Source organism: Rickettsia endosymbiont of Nabis limbatus, assembly GCF_965196655.1.
Taxonomy (GTDB): Bacteria; Pseudomonadota; Alphaproteobacteria; order Rickettsiales; family Rickettsiaceae; genus Rickettsia.
In genome coordinates, this window is sequence record NZ_OZ239771.1 from 1335730 (window position 1) to 1354824 (window position 19095).

The window sequence follows — 19095 nt, forward strand, 5'->3', positions numbered from 1 at the left end:
ATAATTGTATATCTTGTAGCTTTAATAAAATTTGCAGGGTGAATTTTATAATTATTAAAGATACAAAATTTAATTGATATGTGAGAACGTTAAAAATTTTATAAACAAAAATTTGTTTTAAACTTTATTTAAGCTGGGAGTTTAATATGCAAACGAATCAAAAGAATAAAAATATTATTATATTGGCAAGTTTAATATTTTTATTAATAGCAGGAATAGTTTTTTTTATTTCAGCAAATAAAAATTCTAACAATAATGATGAGATATTAGAAATAAAAATAGTTATAAAGGATCATAAATTTGTTCCAGACATAGTAGAAGTGCCAAAATCTACTAAAATAAAGCTAGTTATTCATAATGAAGATGATACTGTAGAAGAATTTGAAAGTCATGATTTACATCGGGAAAAAATCGTGATGCCACATGATTCTATAAAAATTATACTTGCTCCTTTAAAGTCGGGAAAATATGATTTTTTTGGAGATTTTCACCAAGATACAGCACAAGGGTTTTTAATTGTTAAGGATTAAGTAAAAATATGTTTAAAATTGCTTTAATAGTATTTCGTGAATGTTTAGAAATATCTTTGTTAGTTGGTATAATACTTGCAGTAACAAAGCATATAGAAAAATCACGTATTTATATTATTGCTGGTGGAATGCTTGGGGTAGTATCCGCTTCAATTTTTGCCTTTTTTACTCGTAAGTTATCTTTATCTTTCGGCGGTATAGGGGATGAATTATTCGACTCCGGAATTATGATATTAATCACTATTTTACTTAGCTGGACAATAATATGGATGCAAGGCTATGGAACAAAAGTAAAGCAGCATATAAACAATATCTCAACAAAAATTCATGAAGGTAATTCCAGCTATTTAATGTTAGTTTTTTTAGTTGCTAGCACTATATTACGAGAAGGTGCAGAAATTATTATTTTAGTATATAGTATTTCATCAGTAGAAACGATAACAAGTAGTCATTATATACAAGGCTTAATCATAGGTGCTACAAGCGGCTTTCTACTCGGTCTAATAATATATTTCGGTTTAATTAAAATAGCTAATCAAAAATATATTTTTAAAATCTCTACTATATTATTAATGTTGATCGCAGGTGGTTTTGCAGCGAGTGCGGCAGGAATTTTAACCTCATCTGGTTTAGTTATGTTCTTATCTGATCAAGTTTGGGATAGCTCTTGGTTAGTAGCAGATAGAAGTATGATAGGTAAAATTTTACATATTGTTACTGGTTATATTGCAAGACCTAATGGTTTACAAGTACTTGCTTACTTTACCACTATATTATTAATAAATATTTTTATACAAGTGCGACTAAGGTACTCTAAAAATACCTTAGCACCATTACCAAAAGAAAATACACAACAAATAAGTTAAGAAATATCAAAATATGTTTAAACTTTTATCAGAAATTGGTCCAGTAGTAGCATTCTTTGCAGGATTTTTTTATGGTGGCGGTATACAAAGTGCTACCCTTTATATGCTTATTACTTCTGTTATTTGTATTACCCTTTGTTATATTATAGACAAAAAAGTGTCGAAGCTTTCCATTATTTCTACAGCTGTATTACTTGTTTCGGGTATTATAACTTTAATTAGTGGTGATTCAATGTATATAAAAATCAAGCCAACTATATTATATGTTATTTTTGGAATAATTTTCCTTACAAGCGGTATAAAGAAAAATCCTTTTATTAAATATGCTTTAGAAAGCATAATCCGCCTTAAAGAAGAAAGCTGGATAACTTTAAGCTATAGAACAGCAACTTTTTTCTTTTTCATGGCTATAGTTAACGAAATAGTTTGGCGTAATTTCTCAGATGAAACATGGGTTAAGTTTAAAGTATTCGGCGTAGTGCCGATTACTTTTGTATTCATTTTACTTCAACTGCCTCTGCTATTGAAAAATAAGTTGCCCGATAGTAAAATATAGTTATATATACCGCAAATACGAATTCCGAAATTTGGCTTGCCAAATCTTGAAGTATTAAAGGTATACTTGTCCACCAACTTTTCATTTATTAGTAATACTATGTTAAGAATTTTAGTTTTCATAGCTCTAGCCTTTAATCTTTCAGGCTGTCTGCCTGCTATCTTTACCGCAGCAACTACTACTGGTATTGTTGCTTCAAAAGATCAGCCAATATCTGGAACATTAAATGATTCAAGAATTTCAGCTGGTATTAAAGCTGGTCTAGTAAAAAATAATTTTAAAGAGTTAGGTGCTAAAATCAAAGTTGAAGTGTCTGAAGGTAGAGTACTGTTAACAGGAAATATTCAGAAAGAGGAAGATGAGTTAAAGGCATTAGAGATTGCTTGGAATCAAAAAGGTGTAACTGAAGTAATTAATGAGTTAAAGGTAAGTAAAAATAGTAATCACTTCGATTTAGCACAATATACTAGAGATAGTATGATAACAGCACAGATTAAAGCTAAAAATCTAGTCAGAAAAGATATTAAATTTGCTAATTATACTGTTTTAACAGTAGATAACGTGGTTTATTTATTTGGAATTGCAAGGTCAGAAGAAGAGCTAGAAAACTTTGCTGATCTTGCCTCAAAAATAAAAGGTGTTGAAAAAGTTGTGTGTTATGCTAAAATAGCAGATAATTTAAATAGTAATACTGATAGTGATGATGAATCGTAAGTATAGTTTACTAATTTTATTAATATTTTATTGTTTTTTCTTAAGTGGTTGTAATAATTCAAAAAAGCTACCATGTTCTCGTAAGCATTCACATAAAGAACTCTCAAAAGACGATCCTCATAATTTAGTATATAAGGGATATTATAAGGTTGGTAACCAATATAAAATAAAGGGTAGAACTTATAAACCTAATGCTCCAAAAAGCTTTACTGAAACAGGCTACGCTTCTTGGTACGGTGGAGGTGGTGACAAATTCCATGGTAAAAAAACTGCTAATGGGGATATGTTTAATAAAAATTTATTAACAGCTGCTCATAAAACTCTTCCTCTTCCATGTTTAGTTAAAGTCACTAACAAAGCTAACAATAAATCAGTAATTTTAATGGTTAATGATCGTGGACCTTTTAAGTCAAATCGTATAATAGATGTATCCGCAAAAGCAGCAGAAGTTTTAGCCTTTAAAAAGCAAGGTTTAGCTAAAGTAAAAATAGAATATTTACATGCTGAAACAGAAAAGTTTTTGAAAAATATTAAAGTAAATAAACCTTCTAATAAAACCTTGGCTAAAAGCTCTAAAAAACCTTCTTCCACTAAGGAAGCAAACAATAAATGTAGTATTAACTGTCATATAAAACTGGTTAATTTAAAATATAAGCTAGCCGTAAATTAGATTATTTGTTGCGTGGCAGCAAAATCATGAGCCAAACTAAATTCAGCATAAAAAAATAATAAAGTGCAAAGGTTAGCCAAATTAATTAGTAATGCAGGAGTTTGTTCTAGGCGAGATGCCGAAAAACTAATTCTTGACGGACAAGTAAAAGTAGACGGCATTACAGTTACGTCGCCCGCTACAAATGTTAATATTGACAATCAAATTGAGGTATCAGGTTCATTAATTACCTCTTCTCAAAAATCAAGGCTATGGATTTACTACAAGCCTGTTGGTTTAATTACTACTCATAAAGATCCACTATCTCGTAAAACTGTATTCGAACAATTAACTGGGTTACCGCGTGTCATTTCGATAGGTAGGTTAGATCTAAATAGCGAGGGTTTATTATTACTAACCAATAATGGCGATTTAGCTCGGCAGTTTGAGTTACCCTCAAGCAAGTTAAAACGAGTATATCATGTTAGAGCTTATGGAAATCCTGATCCTCTATTAAAAAGTAATTATAAAAACTTAGAAATTGACGGAATATTTTATAATCCGCAATCAATAAAGTTGATTAAAAAGAGCTCTAGTAATGCTTGGTTTGAGGTGGTCTTATTTGAGGGCAAAAATCGGGAAATTAGAAGAATATTCGAGCATTTTGGATTAAAAGTTAATAAGCTAATTAGAACTGAGTATGGTGATTTTAAACTAGATAATCTTAAGCCGAGTGAATATCGAGAAGTAACTAAAAAATTATACAAGTGTTAAAAATAATAACAGGTAAATTTCAAAACCAAAAAATACCTATTGCTAAAAATATAAAATACCGTCCCTCTACCGGTAAACTCAGGGAAGCAATATTTAGTATATTAACTTCCGGTGAGTTTATAGGTAATAAATTATTTAATGAAAATATTAAGGTGCTGGATTTATTTGCCGGTAGCGGTAGCCTTGCTTTTGAGAGTCTATCAAGGGGAGCAGGTTTTGCTACTTTAATTGATATTGATGCATTTTCATTAAAAATAGTAGAAGAATTTGCCAAAACCTTAAATATTCATGACAAAGTTAATTTCATCAATATTAACGCCTTAAATCTGCCAAAAGCAAATACAGCTTTTGATCTCATCTTCGTTGATCCCCCTTATCATAATAAGATAGTACAGAAAGTAATGAAGCTGCTTATAAAAAATAACTGGCTCAATACAGGTGCTATAATAGTCGTTGAAATGGCTAAAACAGATGATTATAACTTAAACGAAAATATTGAAATATTGCGTGAAAAACTATATGGAAATACTAAATTATTGGTTTTGAAATATATCCATCATCTAGTTTCTTGATTAATATTATTACCTCTCTTATATCGCTCCTAAAAATAATATTAAAATGATACTCCTCGCAGCAGAGCTACGAGGTATCTATCCAAAAAGGTTTAACTGTTTTTGTTGAAATGCTTTATAAGAAGGTTTGCCTGAACCTTGATTTTTTACATAATTAACGCGAGTTTCGTATTCAAAAAGTCGCTGTATAGCTGATAAACAGTGGGTTACGGGGATATTGATAATACTGTTTTTGTTATAAAGTGAGTACAAAATACAAATTGCTAATTAAAATATGGTATTTATAGTATAAGAAAAAAGTTTATAGGTTATTGAAAAAACTTTAAGAGCAATAACCTATGATAATGGATTTTACAGAAATATTTTGTTACGTCGATGATTTTTTTCAAGAATTAGACAAGCATACAAATTCAATTACTAACCATAACAACAAATCTGGTCCTAAAAGTCGACTTAACAGAAGTGAGGTAATAACAATTATAATAGGCTACTGGCAGTCATCTTATGATTGTTTTAAGAATTATTATCTGAAGCAAATATGGATTTATCATCAAAGAGATTTTCAATTAGTAAGCTATAGTCAATTTATAAAAATAATAGGTCCACATTTACCACTATTAGTACTGATATTCAATTCTATTTTGGATCAGTGTGATGGCCTTTCTTTTGTAGATTCAAGTAGTATAGAGGTATGTAAGAGATACCGTATTTCAATGAATAAAGTGTTCGCCGGCATAGCAGCACGCAGTAAGACAACAAAAGGTTGGTTCTATGGACTTAAACTACATCTAATAATTAATAGAGCCGGTGGTATAGTTAAAGCATCTTTTAGCCCTGGCAATAAGGATGATAGAAAACAGCTGGAACTGATGATCAAAAATCTTTTTGGTAAAGTATTCGGAGATCGTGGTTATATTTCACAACAATTATTTCAACAACTTTTAGAGCAAGGAATTTTTATGGTAACTAGGGTAAAGAAAAATATGAAAAATAAACTTATGTCTATGTTGGATAAAATATTATTGCTTAAAAGAGCATTAATAGAATCTGTGTTTAGTAAAATTAAACTATTGGGGAAGTTTGAGCATTCAAGGCATAGATCAGTTACAAATGCCTTTGTGCATATGGTTGCAGCACTGATAAATTATCAAATGTCTGATAATAAACCTTCTATTACATCTCTCTTGATATGCTAAATCCTATGCTATATTAATTCGAAACTCGCGTTAATTACGTAATTTCCGCTCATCACCATGTTTACCTACTGTGCTCATAAAATATCCTTTACTCCAAAACTCACTTCCCCATAATTTTTCTTTAAGATTTGGATATTTCTTAAACATTTCCTTAGATGTAATACTTTTTATGATTTGAGTTATTTTTGTTGGGCTATACATTAGTATTGACTGTAGTAAAAAATGTACATGTTCTTTATCTACTCCTATTTCCAAAAATCTAATTTCATAACGAGCTTCTATGTCCTCACAAATTTTACATAAATAATCGTCTAGTTCCTCTTTGAATATTACTCTTCTATACTTTGCCGGTGTTACTAAATGATATATTAGTACTGTGACATTATCACTTTTATGTATATAACTGCTTTCTTCCATGCATCTAGTATATCACGAAGCAGACCTTCGGGGAATTAAACCCTAAGAGATTAATAGAACAGATTACTGTCAATTTTTAACAATTAGCCAAAAGAATTATAGTTTAACCTACTACGCTGAACATGCCAAGAAATGTAGCCATGATGTTATTAATAGATTTTTAGAAAATGAAAAATATACTCCTTCTTTGTTATGGGAACACATTAAGAATGATGTTATCTTTTCATCTAACGGATATACAATATTTGATGATACGGTGTTAAACAAAAGGAACACAAAGAAAATAGAGGTTGCTAGATCGCAGTATAGTGGAGCTACAGGTGGAGTTACTACCGGTATAGGAGTAGTGAGTCTTGTATATTATAACCCCGATATTGATAAGTTTTGGGTAATAGATTATCGCATTTTTTCACCTGATCATGATGGAGCGACGAAACTAGATCACCTACTAAAGATGTTCAATAATGCTGTTTATAGTAAAAAGATTCCTTTTCAAACTGTACTTTTTGACACATGGTATGCTACACACAAAATTATGCAACATGTTGACTCCTTGGGCAAATATTATTATGCCCCTATTAAAGCCAATAGAAATGTTAGTAAAACGTGTGATTACGAGCCTTATAAAGCTGTTAGCAAGTTGACGTTTTCAGATGAAGAAATTAAGAATGGAATGGAGATTCATATAAAAGGATTTGCCAAAAATAAGCATGTTAATTTGTTTAACATTTACTGTTTCTACCAACAGAGTTGATTATGTTGTTACCAATAACAAAACTCAAAAATCTTCTAAAGCTGCACAAGATGAGTTTGGCTTGCGATGGGTAATTGAGAGCATGCATAGAGAAATTAAGCAACTGACTGGTATAGAACGTTGCCAATGCAGAAAACAGCGTATCCAACGTAATCACATTAGTTGTGCATTTCTAGTTTGGGCTTTTCTCAAAAGAACTGCAAATAAAATAGGTAAAACGGTCTACCAAATAAAGTTAGGGCTTTTAGATGACTATATGCAACAACAGCTTCGTTCTCCATCTTTACGATATTTAGAACCAAACATAGCGTAAGTTTTGATTGCTGTGATAAGTAAAATATAAGTTGTATTTAGAGCTTGCATGATAATATATTTAATGAATTAAAAATTGTATTTTACTGTTACGTAGATCAAAAAACACTTTCGGTGTCATGCCCGCTTAAGGCTTGCTTGCGTGGATCGAAAAACATCCTATATGTCATTATTTGATTTTCAACAACCTAACACTATGCCTACCGCCTTCGAATTTAGTGACTAAAAATTTATCTATAATATTAAATACCTCTCCTTGATCTAAGGTTTTTGCACCTAATACCAAAATATTGGCATCGTTATGAGCTTTAGCACTCTCAGCACTTGACACATTACCACATAAAGCTGCTCTTATTTCTGAACTACGATTAGCAGCAATCGACATACCAATACCTGTATCACCGATTAAAATACCAATGCGAGCGAGCTTTTCAATAATATTATTCACTACTTTTTTAGCATAATCGGGATAGTCAACGGATTGTGTATTATGAGTTCCGCAATCATAAACACTCAAAGATTTTTTTTGTAGATAATCGATAATTTTGGATTTAAGTTCATAACCGGAGTGATCACTTGCTATAACAATATCGTAAGTTTTCATAATTAATTTTTTTAATGGAAAATGAATGATAAGAATTATATAATAAGTATAGTTTATTGACTAACACAATATAATAATCTTATTAAATATATGAAATACCCTATTGCACTAAGTAGTCTAATATTCTTTTGTTTAGCTGCTTGCGTTGATCAACCTCCTGCCCCAATCGAGTATAAAGAAAGAGGAATTACCCTTAGTAATTCTGGTAATGTTATTGATAATGATGAGGGGATAATAACTAGTAGTACTATAGAAGAAGCTCCTAAATCAGAAGCAAGCGGCTCTTTAGAAGAGCCTGCAATAGAAACTACCGAAGATGATAATGATGTTGTTGAGATCCCGACCACAAAACATGATGAGGAAATAACAAAGTCAATTTTTGAGAAACCTCTGAACGGCGAAATTGTCACCGAATTTAAAGCTGGTAAGAATAAAGGCATAGATATTGCTGTTTTAGAAAAAAGTAGCGTTAATTCTATAGGCTCAGGAACTGTTATATTCTCAGGAAATAATGCACAATTTGGTAATTTAGTAATCGTTAAATTAGACAAAGAAGATCTAGAAGTAGCTTATGCAGGCTTAAAAGATTTATCAGTTAAAAAAGGTGATAAGGTTACTAAAACTAGTATAATCGGGCATGTAGAAGATAAGCTGTATCTTGCTATGCGTAAAGGTAAAGTAGCAGTCGATCCTACTAAGTACATTGAATTTTAATATGGAACTTATTACCTTAACTAAATATGGTGAACCGCAGAATGTAGCAATTAGGAGAAGCGTACAAGCCAAAAATATAAGTATTCGAATTACGCATAAAGGAGCTGAGCTTGTATTACCTCTTAAGGTAAAAGCTAAAAAGGGTTATAATTTTTTGCTAAGTAAAGAACATTGGGTTAGACAAAAATTACGCCGTAATGTAACTAAATCTGTCAATGAAGAAAATAAGATTTCTATTTTAGGAAAAGATTATCAAATAATTCATACTGATTCACCTGAAAATCAGGTAAAATTACAAAATGATGCATTAGAAGTATATTGCAGCAGGGTACTTAAGAAAATCAGCATTGAAGTATTTTTGAAAAAGAAATTATTATCAGAGATAAAAGCTATAGTAGAAACCATTTCCAAAAAGCATAATTTAATTTATTCTAATATTAGAATAATGGAAAATGTAACTACAAAATGGGGCAGCTGTTGCAGTCGAGGCAACCTTTCTTTCAACTGGCGAATAGTCTTTGCTCCTTACGAAGTTCTAAAATATTTAGTAGTTCACGAGATGGCACATTTAAAAGAAATGAACCATAGCAAAAATTTTTGGCAGCTAGTTGAGGATATTTATCCCGAGTACCAACCGGCTAAATTATGGCTCAAAAGAAACGGCAGAAATTTATATAGTTATTTGTCATAACTTGTCATCCCGTGATGGCATTATTGCATGGATCATTTTTCTCTGTCATCCCGTGATTTATACACAGAATCCAGTTAAAAATACTAATAATATTAGTATTTTTTATTATTTTTTGGATATCGTGGACAAGCAACTAGATGACACCAAGGGTGCTTTCCGATCCACGCAGGCAATGCCGCCACAGAGTGACAACTATACACTTATAAAACAAAAAACACAGAGGAATAAATGAATAACGCAACAAAAAGAGCAGTAGTTCCGGTACTTGAAGAGATTTTATATGAGCCTATAAAGGTATTAGATCACGGTTTTATTAGAGTGATAGACTATATGGGTGATGATAGTGCCATAGTACAAGCTGCTAGAGTGTCATATGGCAAAGGTACAAAACAGTTAAACCAAGATAAAGGGTTGATTAATTATTTGCTACGTCACTATCATACTACGCCTTTTGAGATGTGTGATATTAAGTTTCATATTAAATTACCGATCTTTATTGCAAGACAATGGATTAGGCATAGAACAGCAAGTGTTAATGAATATTCAGCTAGATACTCCATTCTAGGCAATGAGTTTTATTTACCTGAGCCGCAAAATATCGCCCCACAATCTAGTACTAACAAACAATGTCGAGAGAGCGATAGCCTACCAAAAGAAGTAGCTGAAAAAGTCCTTAACATATTAGAAGAAGATGCCCGTAACTGCTATAAGCACTATACGGAGCTAATGAATACAGATGAAGAAGGTAACGTTATAGATGAGAATAATACCGGTATAGCTAGAGAGCTTGCCCGTATGAATTTGACCTTAAATTATTACACTGAGTGGTATTGGAAAATCAATTTACATAATTTGCTTCACTTCTTAAGGCTGCGTGCTGATCCGCACGCTCAATATGAAATTAGAGTTTATGCCGAAAAGATGCTTGATATAGTCAAAGCTTGGGTGCCCTTTACTTATAAGGCTTTTGAAGAATATCGTATGCAGGGAGCAAATATTTCTCGCAAAGGTTTGGAAGTAATTAAGAAGATGATAAACGGCGAAAAAGTTATTCATGAAACTAGCGGAATGACTAAAAGGGAATGGGAAGAGCTAATGAAAGTTCTCAAATAGTAAATATTTATTAACTATTTCTTGATAAATAATTAATTTTTCTTTATAATACCTCTTTTATTAATTAGGAGAGGTTTATGATGAGAAAAAAAATTAATTTTAACTTTAAGCATTTGTTCTATTATTTCTTTTAATAGCTATGCTTTTAATGAGTCGTCTAATGCGGATAAGGTTCAAAGTACAAAAACACAATAAACAAATAAAATCTCTCCTATTAACATGCAAAATCTTCACAAGCTAGCAATATCATTAAAAGACGAGAATTTCTCCAATAAAATATTAGCATATTCTGACTATTTCATAGGTAAACCTTATGATACAGAAATAGGCACAAATTTAATTATTTGGGATAAGAATAGAGATAAGAATGAGCTAATTAATCTAGAAACTTTTGACTGCTTTAGCTATATAGAAATGGTTATAGCATTAGCAGAAATAAAAGAACCAAATGCGGATTCTGAAAAATTTAAAGAACAGTTAGCAGAAGCTTTAGCAAAAATTATGTTTCTTTCTGACGACATATCATATGTTAATAGAAATCATTTCATGGATGAATGGTTAAAGAATAATAGTAAATATTTTACAATGGAAAATGTATTTACAAAGCTTCCATATGCTAAAGTTAAAACTGCGATGATTAATAAAGCAGGTTTACTTGAAACACAACTTAATAATTACATTAAAGATAATGTATCTAAAGACGAATGTTTTTCATTTGGTGAAAAATATAATCAGATAAAATCCATCAAACCTTTTAAATCTGATATTAGTTATATAAGCTTTACAGATTTCTTAGATCATAAGCAGAAACTGACAAAGCAATTTGCAGGAAAAATATATCTTATGGTTATGACAATGGATAACCCCAAATTACTTGAATTAACAAAATCAGAACATAATATAGCTCACGTTGGATTTGTATTTACCAAAAATGACAAGCTTTATTTCAGACATGCAACTCCAGTAGGTTCTAAAGAAATTGTTGAAGTTACATTAGAAGAATATGCAACCGGTAAAAAAGAAAGCAAAATCTTTACAGGCTTCACTTTATTTAGTTTAGAGCAAAAAGATAAACCTTCTAATAAGTAAAAAGGCACCGTCAAGTTAAGAGAGATGTAAATTAAGTATTGAGCAAATGCATGGAATAATTTATAGAATAGCAGTAACCATTTATCTCTAAATTTCACCATTATGCGTATTACTCAAGCTCCGAAGAGACATCGTTTTCCAGCAAGCATCATTAGCCATGCAGTATGGTTATATCATCGTTTTAATAGTAGCTACCGAGATGTTCAAGAACAGATGGCATATCGAGGTATTATTTTGAGTCATGAGACAGTAAGATTTTGGTACAACAAATTTGCAGTTTATTTTCAAGATGTTATCAGAAGGAGAGAGCGGAAGCCAACTGATAAATGGCATTTAGATAAAATGAACATTAAGATTAAAGGTGAAGTATTCATACTATGGAGGGCTGTTGACTCTGAGGGACATGAATTAGAAGTATTGCTACAGAAGCGACGCAACAAGAAATCAGCTATTCGCTTTTTATTAAGATTATTGGGCAATTACCCAGCTCCAAGAGTAATTGTTACTGATAAGCTCAAGAGTTACATTAAACCGATTAAGCTTATGTGTCCTAGGACTAAACATCGAACTAATAAGAGATTAAATAATCGCGTTGAGAATGCACATCAACCAACTAGGCGAAAAGAGAAGATATTGATTAAATTTAAGCATCCTAATGCAGCACAATGTACATTATCACTGATGGGAAAAGTTAGAAATATATTTGCCGTAAATGTTGGAAGATATACTAAAACAGCACCTGACCAAAGAATTGAATTTGCATCCGCTAAATCCATTTGGGATGAAGCTACTCAAAGACTTCTTGCTGCCTGAAATCTAAAAATATTACTCTTTTTGACACTATGTTACTTAACTTGATGGTATGGACGCCAATGATAAGAAAGAACTTATCAACGGTTTTAAGTGATATTAAGATATCAAAGAACCAAAACCTAAGATAGGTTTGTAATTTTTAATAATTTTATAAAGGAGTCCATACCATGAGTAATTATAAAGTAATAGGAATTGATTTAGCAAAAAGAAAGTTGCATTTTGCAGCAATAAATTTAGACAATAAAGTTGTATTAAAAAAAGCAATGGATCGAAGAAGCTTTTTTGAAAATTTATCAACAATGTTTCCAGAGTCAGAAACCTTTGTATTTGAAGCTTGTGGTGGAGCTCATTATATGGCTCAAAGGCTTGAATCAATAGGACATAAAGCCATCTTGCTTAAACCTAAAGATGTGAAAGCATATGCAAAAACTCGACAAAAAAATGACATTAATGATTCAATTGCAATTTGCAAAGCATCATGTGATCCCGATTTAATACACGTCAAAGCTAAAACAATAGAAGAGCAAGAAATATCTTACCTGCATAAAGCAAGACAAAATATAATACAACAAAGGATTCAGTACAGCAACTCTCTGATGACTTCATTATTTGAATTTGGCTATTTGGTAACATGCGGAAAATCTACATTTGCAAAATCTTGTCAAAATTTTGTAAATTTTGCCCTAGAAGAAGGATTTATTAACAACACTATTGCTGAACAAATGTTGCTGGATTGTAAAGAAATTGAACAATTGATGATTCGTGAACAAAGCTTAGATAAAGAATTAGCAGCAAAGAATCGGAGTTCCAAGAAGGCAAAAATTTTAGAAACTATTCCAGGAATTGGTACAATTAACGCAAGTATTTTAAGCATCAAACCGGTTGAAGCATACGATTCTGCTAAGGATTTTGCTGCTTCACTTGGAATTGTCCCGAAACAAAATAGCACTGGAGGTAAGATTATTCTAGGAAGAATAACCAAGCAAGGTGATAGATATGCAAGAACAATGCTAATACAGGCTGGTAGGTCTTTATTGATGAGAAGCTATAAAACTAATCAGACATCAGGAGCGTTATCAGAATTTATTGAAAGATTAAAAGAAAAAGGGAAATCGTTCAATGTAATTGCAGTAGCTACAGCTAATAAATTGGCTAGAATCGCTTATGCCTGTCTGGTAAAGAACAGAAATTACCAATTGGTATAATAGTACTTAAGATTTAGGATAAATTATAAACTATATAATTTTTAAACTAGATAGGGGTAAAGAAATAAAAACAAAGTAGAATAATAAAACGGCGGGTTAAAGAGATAATACATAATCATTCTGGATGAAATCCGAGCTAACGTCATGGTACCTAGATACCGCTAACTTGAGTGAATCTCTCTAGGATCTTAGGCAGAATGCAGAAACCATTATGGCACTTTGATGCCGAATATATGACTGCTTCATTTATCATTAACTGTTTTTTATTTTTAGTACTTGTTTTTAACCAGGCGTCCATATATGACGGTGCCTTTTTTATTGTCATCCCATAACTTGATCACGGAGTTTTGTGTTGCAGACCATATCCTGAGATACCGCAATCAAGTTGCGGTATGACAAAATATTGGATCATGTGGTCAAGCCACGAGATGACACATAAATAGCACCAATAATATAACAATAAATTTAAATGATAAATTCTATCAGGATAGGGACTAGAAAAAGTAAGCTTGCTTTAACACAAACTAAACTAGTTATTGAGCAAATCAAACAGCATTTTCCTAATATTAATTGTGAGATAGTAGAAATCACTACTAGCGGTGATTTGATCCAAAATAAACCTTTATATGATATAGGCGGTAAGGCTTTATTCTTGAAAGAAATAGAGCAGGCTTTGCTTGATAAAAAAATTGATTTAGCTGTTCATTCTTTGAAAGATGTTCCAGGAATAATACCTGAAGATTTGAGCATTGAAGCTGTTTTAGAGCGGGAAGATTCAAGAGATGTGTTTGTTTGTCTAACACATAAATCCATAGAAGAGCTGCCAAAAAATGCCGTAATAGGGACTTCATCAGTACGCCGAAAATTATGTGTACAAAGAATAAGACCGGATTTAGAAATAGTAATGTTTAGAGGCAATGTTGACTCGAGAATCAACAAGCTAATTAATAAGGAAGTTGACGCAACAATCCTTGCATATGCCGGCTTAAAAAGGCTTAATGCATTTAATCCGGAATATTGTCATTTGATAGAGCATTCACAGATGTTGCCATGTATAGGACAAGGAGTTATTGCGATTGAAATACGAAAAGACAATCATGCTATGATTGAGATATGCAAACAAATTAACCACCTACCGACTTTTGAACTAATAAAACCGGAAAGAGCACTTTTAGAATATTTAGATGCAAATTGTCGCACGCCTATAGGTGCTTATTCGAAATATTTAGATAATGGTGATATACAAACCGATTTTATGCTCGGTAACCTTGATGGTAGTAAAATAGCTTTCCATACCGAAATATCTAACACAAGAATCTCAAAAGAAGCAGGTATAAAAGCTGCTAAAGTGATGTTGTTCTCATTATCTCAATAATCTTCATTATATGAATGTTTAATGGAAGATTCTTCGCCGGCTAAGTTATATTCTTGGTGTTCAGCTTCATTTATAAAACTTGGGGTTAAATCATGCGATGAAATATCTACAGTATTATAATAAACTATATGTTCATTTATTTTTTGTATAGTTTCATTACTTAACGCGAGTTTCGAATTAATATAGCATAGGATTTAGCATATCAAGAGAGATGTAATAGAAGGTTTATTATCAGACATTTGATAATTTATCAGTGCTGCAACCATATGCACAAAGGCATTTGTAACTGATCTATGCCTTGAATGCTCAAACTTCCCCAATAGTTTAATTTTACTAAACACAGATTCTATTAATGCTCTTTTAAGCAATAATATTTTATCCAACATAGACATAAGTTTATTTTTCATATTTTTCTTTACCCTAGTTACCATAAAAATTCCTTGCTCTAAAAGTTGTTGAAATAATTGTTGTGAAATATAACCACGATCTCCGAATACTTTACCAAAAAGATTTTTGATCATCAGTTCCAGCTGTTTTCTATCATCCTTATTGCCAGGGCTAAAAGATGCTTTAACTATACCACCGGCTCTATTAATTATTAGATGTAGTTTAAGTCCATAGAACCAACCTTTTGTTGTCTTACTGCGTGCTGCTATGCCGGCGAACACTTTATTCATTGAAATACGGTATCTCTTACATACCTCTATACTACTTGAATCTACAAAAGAAAGGCCATCACACTGATCCAAAATAGAATTAAATATCAGTACTAATAGTGGTAAATGTGGACCTATTATTTTTATAAATTGACTATAGCTTACTAATTGAAAATCTCTTTGATGATAAATCCATATTTGCTTCAGATAATAATTCTTAAAACAATCATAAGATGACTGCCAGTAGCCTATTATAATTGTTATTACCTCACTTCTGTTAAGTCGACTTTTAGGACCAGATTTGTTGTTATGGTTAGTAATTGAATTTGTATGCTTGTCTAATTCTTGAAAAAAATCATCGACGTAACAAAATATTTCTGTAAAATCCATTATCATAGGTTATTGCTCTTAAAGTTTTTTCAATAACCTATAAACTTTTTTCTTATACTATAAATACCATATTTTAATTAGCAATTTGTATTTTGTACTCACTTTATAACAAAAACAGTATTATCAATATCCCCGTAACCCACTGTTTATCAGCTATACAGCGACTTTTTGAATACGAAACTCGCGTTAAAATACTATGATTTACTAGTTCAGGATTTAAATTATTTAATATATTATCTCGAATATCTGCCACTTCATCGTTAACTTTCATATCTTTGTAAGTAGTCACAGTAATTAAGTTCATTACTGTACCGGTAATATAATTTTTTACATCTAAGTCTTAGAGACTGTCTTGAAATTAAGGTTTAGTCAATTTTTTAAGCATAAGTGTAATCATATTGATATAAATAATATGTTCAGAAGTTTTATAGTTATGCTCATAGTCTTTACTCATACGACGAAAAGGCATCGTCATATATGGACGCCTGGTTAAAAACAAGTACTAAAAATAAAAAACAGTTAATGATAAATGAAGCAGTCATATATTCGGCATCAAAGTGCCATAATGGTTTCTGCATTCTGCCTAAGATCCTAGAGAGATTCACTCAAGTTAGCGGTATCTAGGTACCATGACGTTAGCTCGGATTTCATCCAGAATGATTATGTATTATCTCTTTAACCCGCCGTTTTATTATTCTACTTTGTTTTTATTTCTTTACCCCTATCTAGTTTAAAAATTATATAGTTTATAATTTATCCTAAATCTTAAGTACTATTATACCAATTGGTAATTTCTGTTCTTTACCAGACAGGCATAAGCGATTCTAGCCAATTTATTAGCTGTAGCTACTGCAATTACATTGAACGATTTCCCTTTTTCTTTTAATCTTTCAATAAATTCTGATAACGCTCCTGATGTCTGATTAGTTTTATAGCTTCTCATCAATAAAGACCTACCAGCCTGTATTAGCATTGTTCTTGCATATCTATCACCTTGCTTGGTTATTCTTCCTAGAATAATCTTACCTCCAGTGCTATTTTGTTTCGGGACAATTCCAAGTGAAGCAGCAAAATCCTTAGCAGAATCGTATGCTTCAACCGGTTTGATGCTTAAAATACTTGCGTTAATTGTACCAATTCCTGGAATAGTTTCTAAAATTTTTGCCTTCTTGGAACTCCGATTCTTTGCTGCTAATTCTTTATCTAAGCTTTGTTCACGAATCATCAATTGTTCAATTTCTTTACAATCCAGCAACATTTGTTCAGCAATAGTGTTGTTAATAAATCCTTCTTCTAGGGCAAAATTTACAAAATTTTGACAAGATTTTGCAAATGTAGATTTTCCGCATGTTACCAAATAGCCAAATTCAAATAATGAAGTCATCAGAGAGTTGCTGTACTGAATCCTTTGTTGTATTATATTTTGTCTTGCTTTATGCAGGTAAGATATTTCTTGCTCTTCTATTGTTTTAGCTTTGACGTGTATTAAATCGGGATCACATGATGCTTTGCAAATTGCAATTGAATCATTAATGTCATTTTTTTGTCGAGTTTTTGCATATGCTTTCACATCTTTAGGTTTAAGCAAGATGGCTTTATGTCCTATTGATTCAAGCCTTTGAGCCATATAATGAGCTCCACCACAAGCTTCAAATACAAAGGTTTCTGACTCTGGAAACATTGTTGATAAATTTTCAAAAAAGCTTCTTCGATCCATTGCTTTTTTTAATACAACTTTATTGTCTAAATTTATTGCTGCAAAATGCAACTTTCTTTTTGCTAAATCAATTCCTATTACTTTATAATTACTCATGGTATGGACTCCTTTATAAAATTATTAAAAATTACAAACCTATCTTAGGTTTTGGTTCTTTGATATCTTAATATCACTTAAAACCGTTGATAAGTTCTTTCTTATCATTGGCGTCCATACCATCAAGTTAAGAGAGATGTAAATTAAGTATTGAGCAAATGCATGGAATAATTTATAGAATAGCAGTAACCATTTATCTCTAAATTTCACCATTATGCGTATTACTCAAGCTCCGAAGAGACATCGTTTTCCAGCAAGCATCATTAGCCATGCAGTATGGTTATATCATCGTTCTAATAGTAGCTACCGAGATGTTCAAGAACAGATGGCATATTGAGGTATTATTTTGAGTCATGAGACAGTAAGATTTTGGTGCAATAAATTTGCAGTTTATTTTCAAGATGTTATCAGAAGGAGGGAGCGGAAGCCAACTGATAAATGGCATTTAGATAAAATGAACATTAAGATTAAAGGTGAAGTATTCATACTATGGAGGGCTGTTGACTCTGAGGGACATGAATTAGAAGTATTGCTACAGAAGCGACGCAACAAGAAATCAGCTATTCGCTTTTTATTAAGATTATTGGGCAATTACCCAGCTCCAAGAGTAATTGTTACTGATAAGCTCAAGAGTTACATTAAACCGATTAAGCTTATGTGTCCTAGGACTAAACATCGAACTAATAAGAGATTAAATAATCGCGTTGAGAATGCACATCAACCAACTAGGCGAAAAGAGAAGATATTGATTAAATTTAAGCATCCTAATGCAGCACAATGTACATTATCACTGATGGGAAAAGTTAGAAATATATTTGCCGTAAATGTTGGAAGATATACTAAAACAGCACCTGACCAAAGAATTGCATTTGCATCCGCTAAATCCATTTGGGATGAAGCTACTCAAAGACTTCTTGCTGCCTGAAATCTAAAAATATTACTCTTTTTGACACTATGTTACTTAACTTGACGATGCCAAAAACTCCTCTTCTTACTAGCAAAATCGACCGAAACCAAATAATAACTAATATACAGAAGCTTTTAGATAATAAGTTTGCAGCATCAAAATTTATGGGCGTAAAAGAAGATCTTGAGGAATTAATAGAACATCAAAATATAGCTGACGATATTAGCATGTCAGGAGCATGTGGTGATAGCACGTTTGGATAAATTTTCCTCCGCCCCTTAAATTTTTATGCTGCTTGTGAATTTTGTTGCATAGTAAAAGCATCATTTATATACTGTCGTTTGGTGGTATTGGTTAGTAAATCGTACTAATTACCTCCACCACG

The 19095-nt window shown here is 31.7% G+C and carries 24 protein-coding genes and 2 pseudogenes; 20 read left to right on the forward strand and 6 right to left on the reverse strand.

Annotated elements, in window-relative coordinates:
• Positions 1 to 146 precede the first annotated feature (146 nt).
• The 7 genes from ACOAL3_RS07725 to rsmD all read left to right on the forward strand — a co-directional run bounded on the left by ACOAL3_RS07725 (position 147) and on the right by rsmD (position 4661).
• Complete coding sequence (locus tag ACOAL3_RS07725) at positions 147 to 530, forward strand: cupredoxin domain-containing protein (protein ID WP_419234751.1); 384 nt, start codon at positions 147 to 149, stop codon at positions 528 to 530.
• An 8-nt stretch (positions 531 to 538) separates the two neighbouring features.
• Positions 539 to 1396, forward strand: a complete 858-nt coding sequence (locus ACOAL3_RS07730) for an FTR1 family protein (protein ID WP_419234752.1) — start codon at positions 539 to 541, stop codon at positions 1394 to 1396.
• A 13-nt stretch (positions 1397 to 1409) separates the two neighbouring features.
• Complete coding sequence (locus ACOAL3_RS07735) at positions 1410 to 1952, forward strand: septation protein A (RefSeq protein WP_419234753.1); 543 nt, start codon at positions 1410 to 1412, stop codon at positions 1950 to 1952.
• A gap of 99 nt (positions 1953 to 2051) precedes the next feature.
• Entirely contained in the window at positions 2052 to 2666 is a 615-nt protein-coding gene (locus ACOAL3_RS07740; protein WP_419235626.1) for a BON domain-containing protein, read from the forward strand.
• On the forward strand, positions 2653 to 3336 hold the full coding sequence (locus ACOAL3_RS07745; RefSeq protein ID WP_419234754.1) for a septal ring lytic transglycosylase RlpA family protein: 684 nt from the start codon (positions 2653 to 2655) through the stop codon (positions 3334 to 3336). Before ACOAL3_RS07740 ends, ACOAL3_RS07745 begins: the two co-directional genes overlap by 14 nt.
• A 63-nt stretch (positions 3337 to 3399) precedes the next feature.
• Positions 3400 to 4089, forward strand: a complete 690-nt coding sequence (locus tag ACOAL3_RS07750; RefSeq protein ID WP_419234755.1) for a pseudouridine synthase — start codon at positions 3400 to 3402, stop codon at positions 4087 to 4089.
• Positions 4083 to 4661 carry a 16S rRNA (guanine(966)-N(2))-methyltransferase RsmD gene (rsmD, locus tag ACOAL3_RS07755; protein WP_419234756.1) on the forward strand — a complete coding sequence of 193 codons (579 nt, stop codon included), beginning with the start codon at positions 4083 to 4085 and terminating at the stop codon, positions 4659 to 4661. Before ACOAL3_RS07750 ends, rsmD begins: the two co-directional genes overlap by 7 nt.
• A 78-nt stretch (positions 4662 to 4739) precedes the next feature.
• Here rsmD and ACOAL3_RS07760 read toward each other — a convergent pair whose 3' ends face one another.
• On the reverse strand, positions 4740 to 4913 hold the full coding sequence (locus ACOAL3_RS07760) for a hypothetical protein (protein WP_419234757.1): 174 nt from the start codon (positions 4911 to 4913) through the stop codon (positions 4740 to 4742).
• A gap of 86 nt (positions 4914 to 4999) precedes the next feature.
• Here ACOAL3_RS07760 and ACOAL3_RS07765 point away from each other — a divergent pair, with 86 nt between their 5' ends.
• Positions 5000 to 5857: an IS982 family transposase gene (locus tag ACOAL3_RS07765; RefSeq protein ID WP_419234519.1), complete on the forward strand. Its 858-nt coding sequence runs from the start codon at positions 5000 to 5002 to the stop codon at positions 5855 to 5857.
• 39 nt (positions 5858 to 5896) lie between these two features.
• Here ACOAL3_RS07765 and tnpA read toward each other — a convergent pair.
• A pseudogene (gene tnpA, locus ACOAL3_RS07770) lies at positions 5897 to 6274 on the reverse strand (IS200/IS605 family transposase); the annotation flags it as partial.
• A gap of 49 nt (positions 6275 to 6323) precedes the next feature.
• On the opposite strand from tnpA, the pseudogene ACOAL3_RS10930 reads away from it, so the two are divergent.
• Positions 6324 to 7341, forward strand: a pseudogene (locus tag ACOAL3_RS10930) (IS701 family transposase).
• 168 nt (positions 7342 to 7509) lie between these two features.
• On the opposite strand, the gene rpiB reads toward ACOAL3_RS10930, so the two are convergent.
• Positions 7510 to 7944 carry a ribose 5-phosphate isomerase B gene (gene rpiB / locus ACOAL3_RS07785; RefSeq protein ID WP_395477188.1) on the reverse strand — a complete coding sequence of 145 codons (435 nt, stop codon included), beginning with the start codon at positions 7942 to 7944 and terminating at the stop codon, positions 7510 to 7512.
• Between the two features lie 90 nt (positions 7945 to 8034).
• Here rpiB and ACOAL3_RS07790 point away from each other — a divergent pair, with 90 nt between their 5' ends.
• From ACOAL3_RS07790 to hemC, 8 genes are all read left to right on the forward strand, one after another.
• The gene (locus ACOAL3_RS07790; RefSeq protein ID WP_419234759.1) at positions 8035 to 8658 is read left to right on the forward strand and encodes a murein hydrolase activator EnvC family protein; all 624 of its coding nucleotides are present in this window, start codon (positions 8035 to 8037) and stop codon (positions 8656 to 8658) included.
• Between the two features lies 1 nt (position 8659).
• Positions 8660 to 9349 carry a M48 family metallopeptidase gene (locus ACOAL3_RS07795; RefSeq protein WP_419234760.1) on the forward strand — a complete coding sequence of 230 codons (690 nt, stop codon included), beginning with the start codon at positions 8660 to 8662 and terminating at the stop codon, positions 9347 to 9349.
• Between the two features lie 228 nt (positions 9350 to 9577).
• A complete protein-coding gene (gene thyX, locus ACOAL3_RS07800; protein ID WP_419234761.1) occupies positions 9578 to 10462 on the forward strand; it encodes an FAD-dependent thymidylate synthase in 885 nt (294 codons plus the stop codon).
• Between the two features lie 219 nt (positions 10463 to 10681).
• The gene (locus ACOAL3_RS07805; RefSeq protein ID WP_419234762.1) at positions 10682 to 11551 is read left to right on the forward strand and encodes an N-acetylmuramoyl-L-alanine amidase-like domain-containing protein; all 870 of its coding nucleotides are present in this window, start codon (positions 10682 to 10684) and stop codon (positions 11549 to 11551) included.
• Between the two features lie 102 nt (positions 11552 to 11653).
• The gene (locus ACOAL3_RS07810) at positions 11654 to 12364 is read left to right on the forward strand and encodes an IS6 family transposase (protein ID WP_419234763.1); all 711 of its coding nucleotides are present in this window, start codon (positions 11654 to 11656) and stop codon (positions 12362 to 12364) included.
• Between the two features lie 167 nt (positions 12365 to 12531).
• A complete protein-coding gene (locus ACOAL3_RS07815; RefSeq protein ID WP_419234517.1) occupies positions 12532 to 13569 on the forward strand; it encodes an IS110 family RNA-guided transposase in 1038 nt (345 codons plus the stop codon).
• 197 nt (positions 13570 to 13766) lie between these two features.
• A complete protein-coding gene (locus ACOAL3_RS07820; RefSeq protein ID WP_419234764.1) occupies positions 13767 to 13901 on the forward strand; it encodes a hypothetical protein in 135 nt (44 codons plus the stop codon).
• A 137-nt stretch (positions 13902 to 14038) separates the two neighbouring features.
• A complete protein-coding gene (gene hemC / locus ACOAL3_RS07825) occupies positions 14039 to 14944 on the forward strand; it encodes a hydroxymethylbilane synthase (protein WP_419234765.1) in 906 nt (301 codons plus the stop codon).
• A 194-nt stretch (positions 14945 to 15138) separates the two neighbouring features.
• Here the strand turns inward: hemC and ACOAL3_RS07830 are convergent, their stop codons facing one another.
• The 3 genes from ACOAL3_RS07830 to ACOAL3_RS07840 form a co-directional block, all read right to left on the reverse strand.
• A complete protein-coding gene (locus ACOAL3_RS07830; protein ID WP_419234519.1) occupies positions 15139 to 15996 on the reverse strand; it encodes an IS982 family transposase in 858 nt (285 codons plus the stop codon).
• Between the two features lie 440 nt (positions 15997 to 16436).
• Positions 16437 to 16568 carry a hypothetical protein gene (locus ACOAL3_RS07835; protein ID WP_419234766.1) on the reverse strand — a complete coding sequence of 44 codons (132 nt, stop codon included), beginning with the start codon at positions 16566 to 16568 and terminating at the stop codon, positions 16437 to 16439.
• A 197-nt stretch (positions 16569 to 16765) separates the two neighbouring features.
• Positions 16766 to 17803 carry an IS110 family RNA-guided transposase gene (locus ACOAL3_RS07840; RefSeq protein ID WP_419234517.1) on the reverse strand — a complete coding sequence of 346 codons (1038 nt, stop codon included), beginning with the start codon at positions 17801 to 17803 and terminating at the stop codon, positions 16766 to 16768.
• A 214-nt stretch (positions 17804 to 18017) separates the two neighbouring features.
• Here ACOAL3_RS07840 and ACOAL3_RS07845 point away from each other — a divergent pair, with 214 nt between their 5' ends.
• From ACOAL3_RS07845 to ACOAL3_RS07855, 3 genes are read left to right on the forward strand one after another with little or no spacing between them, the layout of a single operon-like run.
• The gene (locus tag ACOAL3_RS07845; RefSeq protein WP_419234670.1) at positions 18018 to 18140 is read left to right on the forward strand and encodes a hypothetical protein; all 123 of its coding nucleotides are present in this window, start codon (positions 18018 to 18020) and stop codon (positions 18138 to 18140) included.
• Positions 18141 to 18149: 9 nt separating this feature from the next.
• Positions 18150 to 18728: an IS6 family transposase gene (locus tag ACOAL3_RS07850; protein ID WP_419234669.1), complete on the forward strand. Its 579-nt coding sequence runs from the start codon at positions 18150 to 18152 to the stop codon at positions 18726 to 18728.
• A gap of 41 nt (positions 18729 to 18769) precedes the next feature.
• The gene (locus tag ACOAL3_RS07855; protein ID WP_419234767.1) at positions 18770 to 18973 is read left to right on the forward strand and encodes a hypothetical protein; all 204 of its coding nucleotides are present in this window, start codon (positions 18770 to 18772) and stop codon (positions 18971 to 18973) included.
• The last annotated feature ends 122 nt before the right edge of the window (positions 18974 to 19095 follow it).

Coding starts and splice junctions, on each gene's coding strand:
- ACOAL3_RS07730 (WP_419234752.1), top strand. CDS start 539: ATGTTTAAAATTGCTTTAATAGTATTTCGTGAATGTTTAGAAATATCT.
- ACOAL3_RS07765 (WP_419234519.1), top strand. CDS start 5,000: ATGATAATGGATTTTACAGAAATATTTTGTTACGTCGATGATTTTTTT.
- hemC (WP_419234765.1), top strand. CDS start 14,039: ATGATAAATTCTATCAGGATAGGGACTAGAAAAAGTAAGCTTGCTTTA.
- ACOAL3_RS07845 (WP_419234670.1), top strand. CDS start 18,018: ATGCGTATTACTCAAGCTCCGAAGAGACATCGTTTTCCAGCAAGCATC.
- ACOAL3_RS07830 (WP_419234519.1), bottom strand. CDS start 15,996: ATGATAATGGATTTTACAGAAATATTTTGTTACGTCGATGATTTTTTT.
- ACOAL3_RS07820 (WP_419234764.1), top strand. CDS start 13,767: ATGCAGAAACCATTATGGCACTTTGATGCCGAATATATGACTGCTTCA.
- ACOAL3_RS07805 (WP_419234762.1), top strand. CDS start 10,682: ATGCAAAATCTTCACAAGCTAGCAATATCATTAAAAGACGAGAATTTC.
- ACOAL3_RS07735 (WP_419234753.1), top strand. CDS start 1,410: ATGTTTAAACTTTTATCAGAAATTGGTCCAGTAGTAGCATTCTTTGCA.
- ACOAL3_RS07790 (WP_419234759.1), top strand. CDS start 8,035: ATGAAATACCCTATTGCACTAAGTAGTCTAATATTCTTTTGTTTAGCT.
- ACOAL3_RS07810 (WP_419234763.1), top strand. CDS start 11,654: ATGCGTATTACTCAAGCTCCGAAGAGACATCGTTTTCCAGCAAGCATC.
- ACOAL3_RS07835 (WP_419234766.1), bottom strand. CDS start 16,568: ATGCAGAAACCATTATGGCACTTTGATGCCGAATATATGACTGCTTCA.
- ACOAL3_RS07815 (WP_419234517.1), top strand. CDS start 12,532: ATGAGTAATTATAAAGTAATAGGAATTGATTTAGCAAAAAGAAAGTTG.
- rpiB (WP_395477188.1), bottom strand. CDS start 7,944: ATGAAAACTTACGATATTGTTATAGCAAGTGATCACTCCGGTTATGAA.
- ACOAL3_RS07745 (WP_419234754.1), top strand. CDS start 2,653: ATGATGAATCGTAAGTATAGTTTACTAATTTTATTAATATTTTATTGT.
- ACOAL3_RS07840 (WP_419234517.1), bottom strand. CDS start 17,803: ATGAGTAATTATAAAGTAATAGGAATTGATTTAGCAAAAAGAAAGTTG.
- thyX (WP_419234761.1), top strand. CDS start 9,578: ATGAATAACGCAACAAAAAGAGCAGTAGTTCCGGTACTTGAAGAGATT.
- ACOAL3_RS07740 (WP_419235626.1), top strand. CDS start 2,052: ATGTTAAGAATTTTAGTTTTCATAGCTCTAGCCTTTAATCTTTCAGGC.
- ACOAL3_RS07725 (WP_419234751.1), top strand. CDS start 147: ATGCAAACGAATCAAAAGAATAAAAATATTATTATATTGGCAAGTTTA.
- ACOAL3_RS07795 (WP_419234760.1), top strand. CDS start 8,660: ATGGAACTTATTACCTTAACTAAATATGGTGAACCGCAGAATGTAGCA.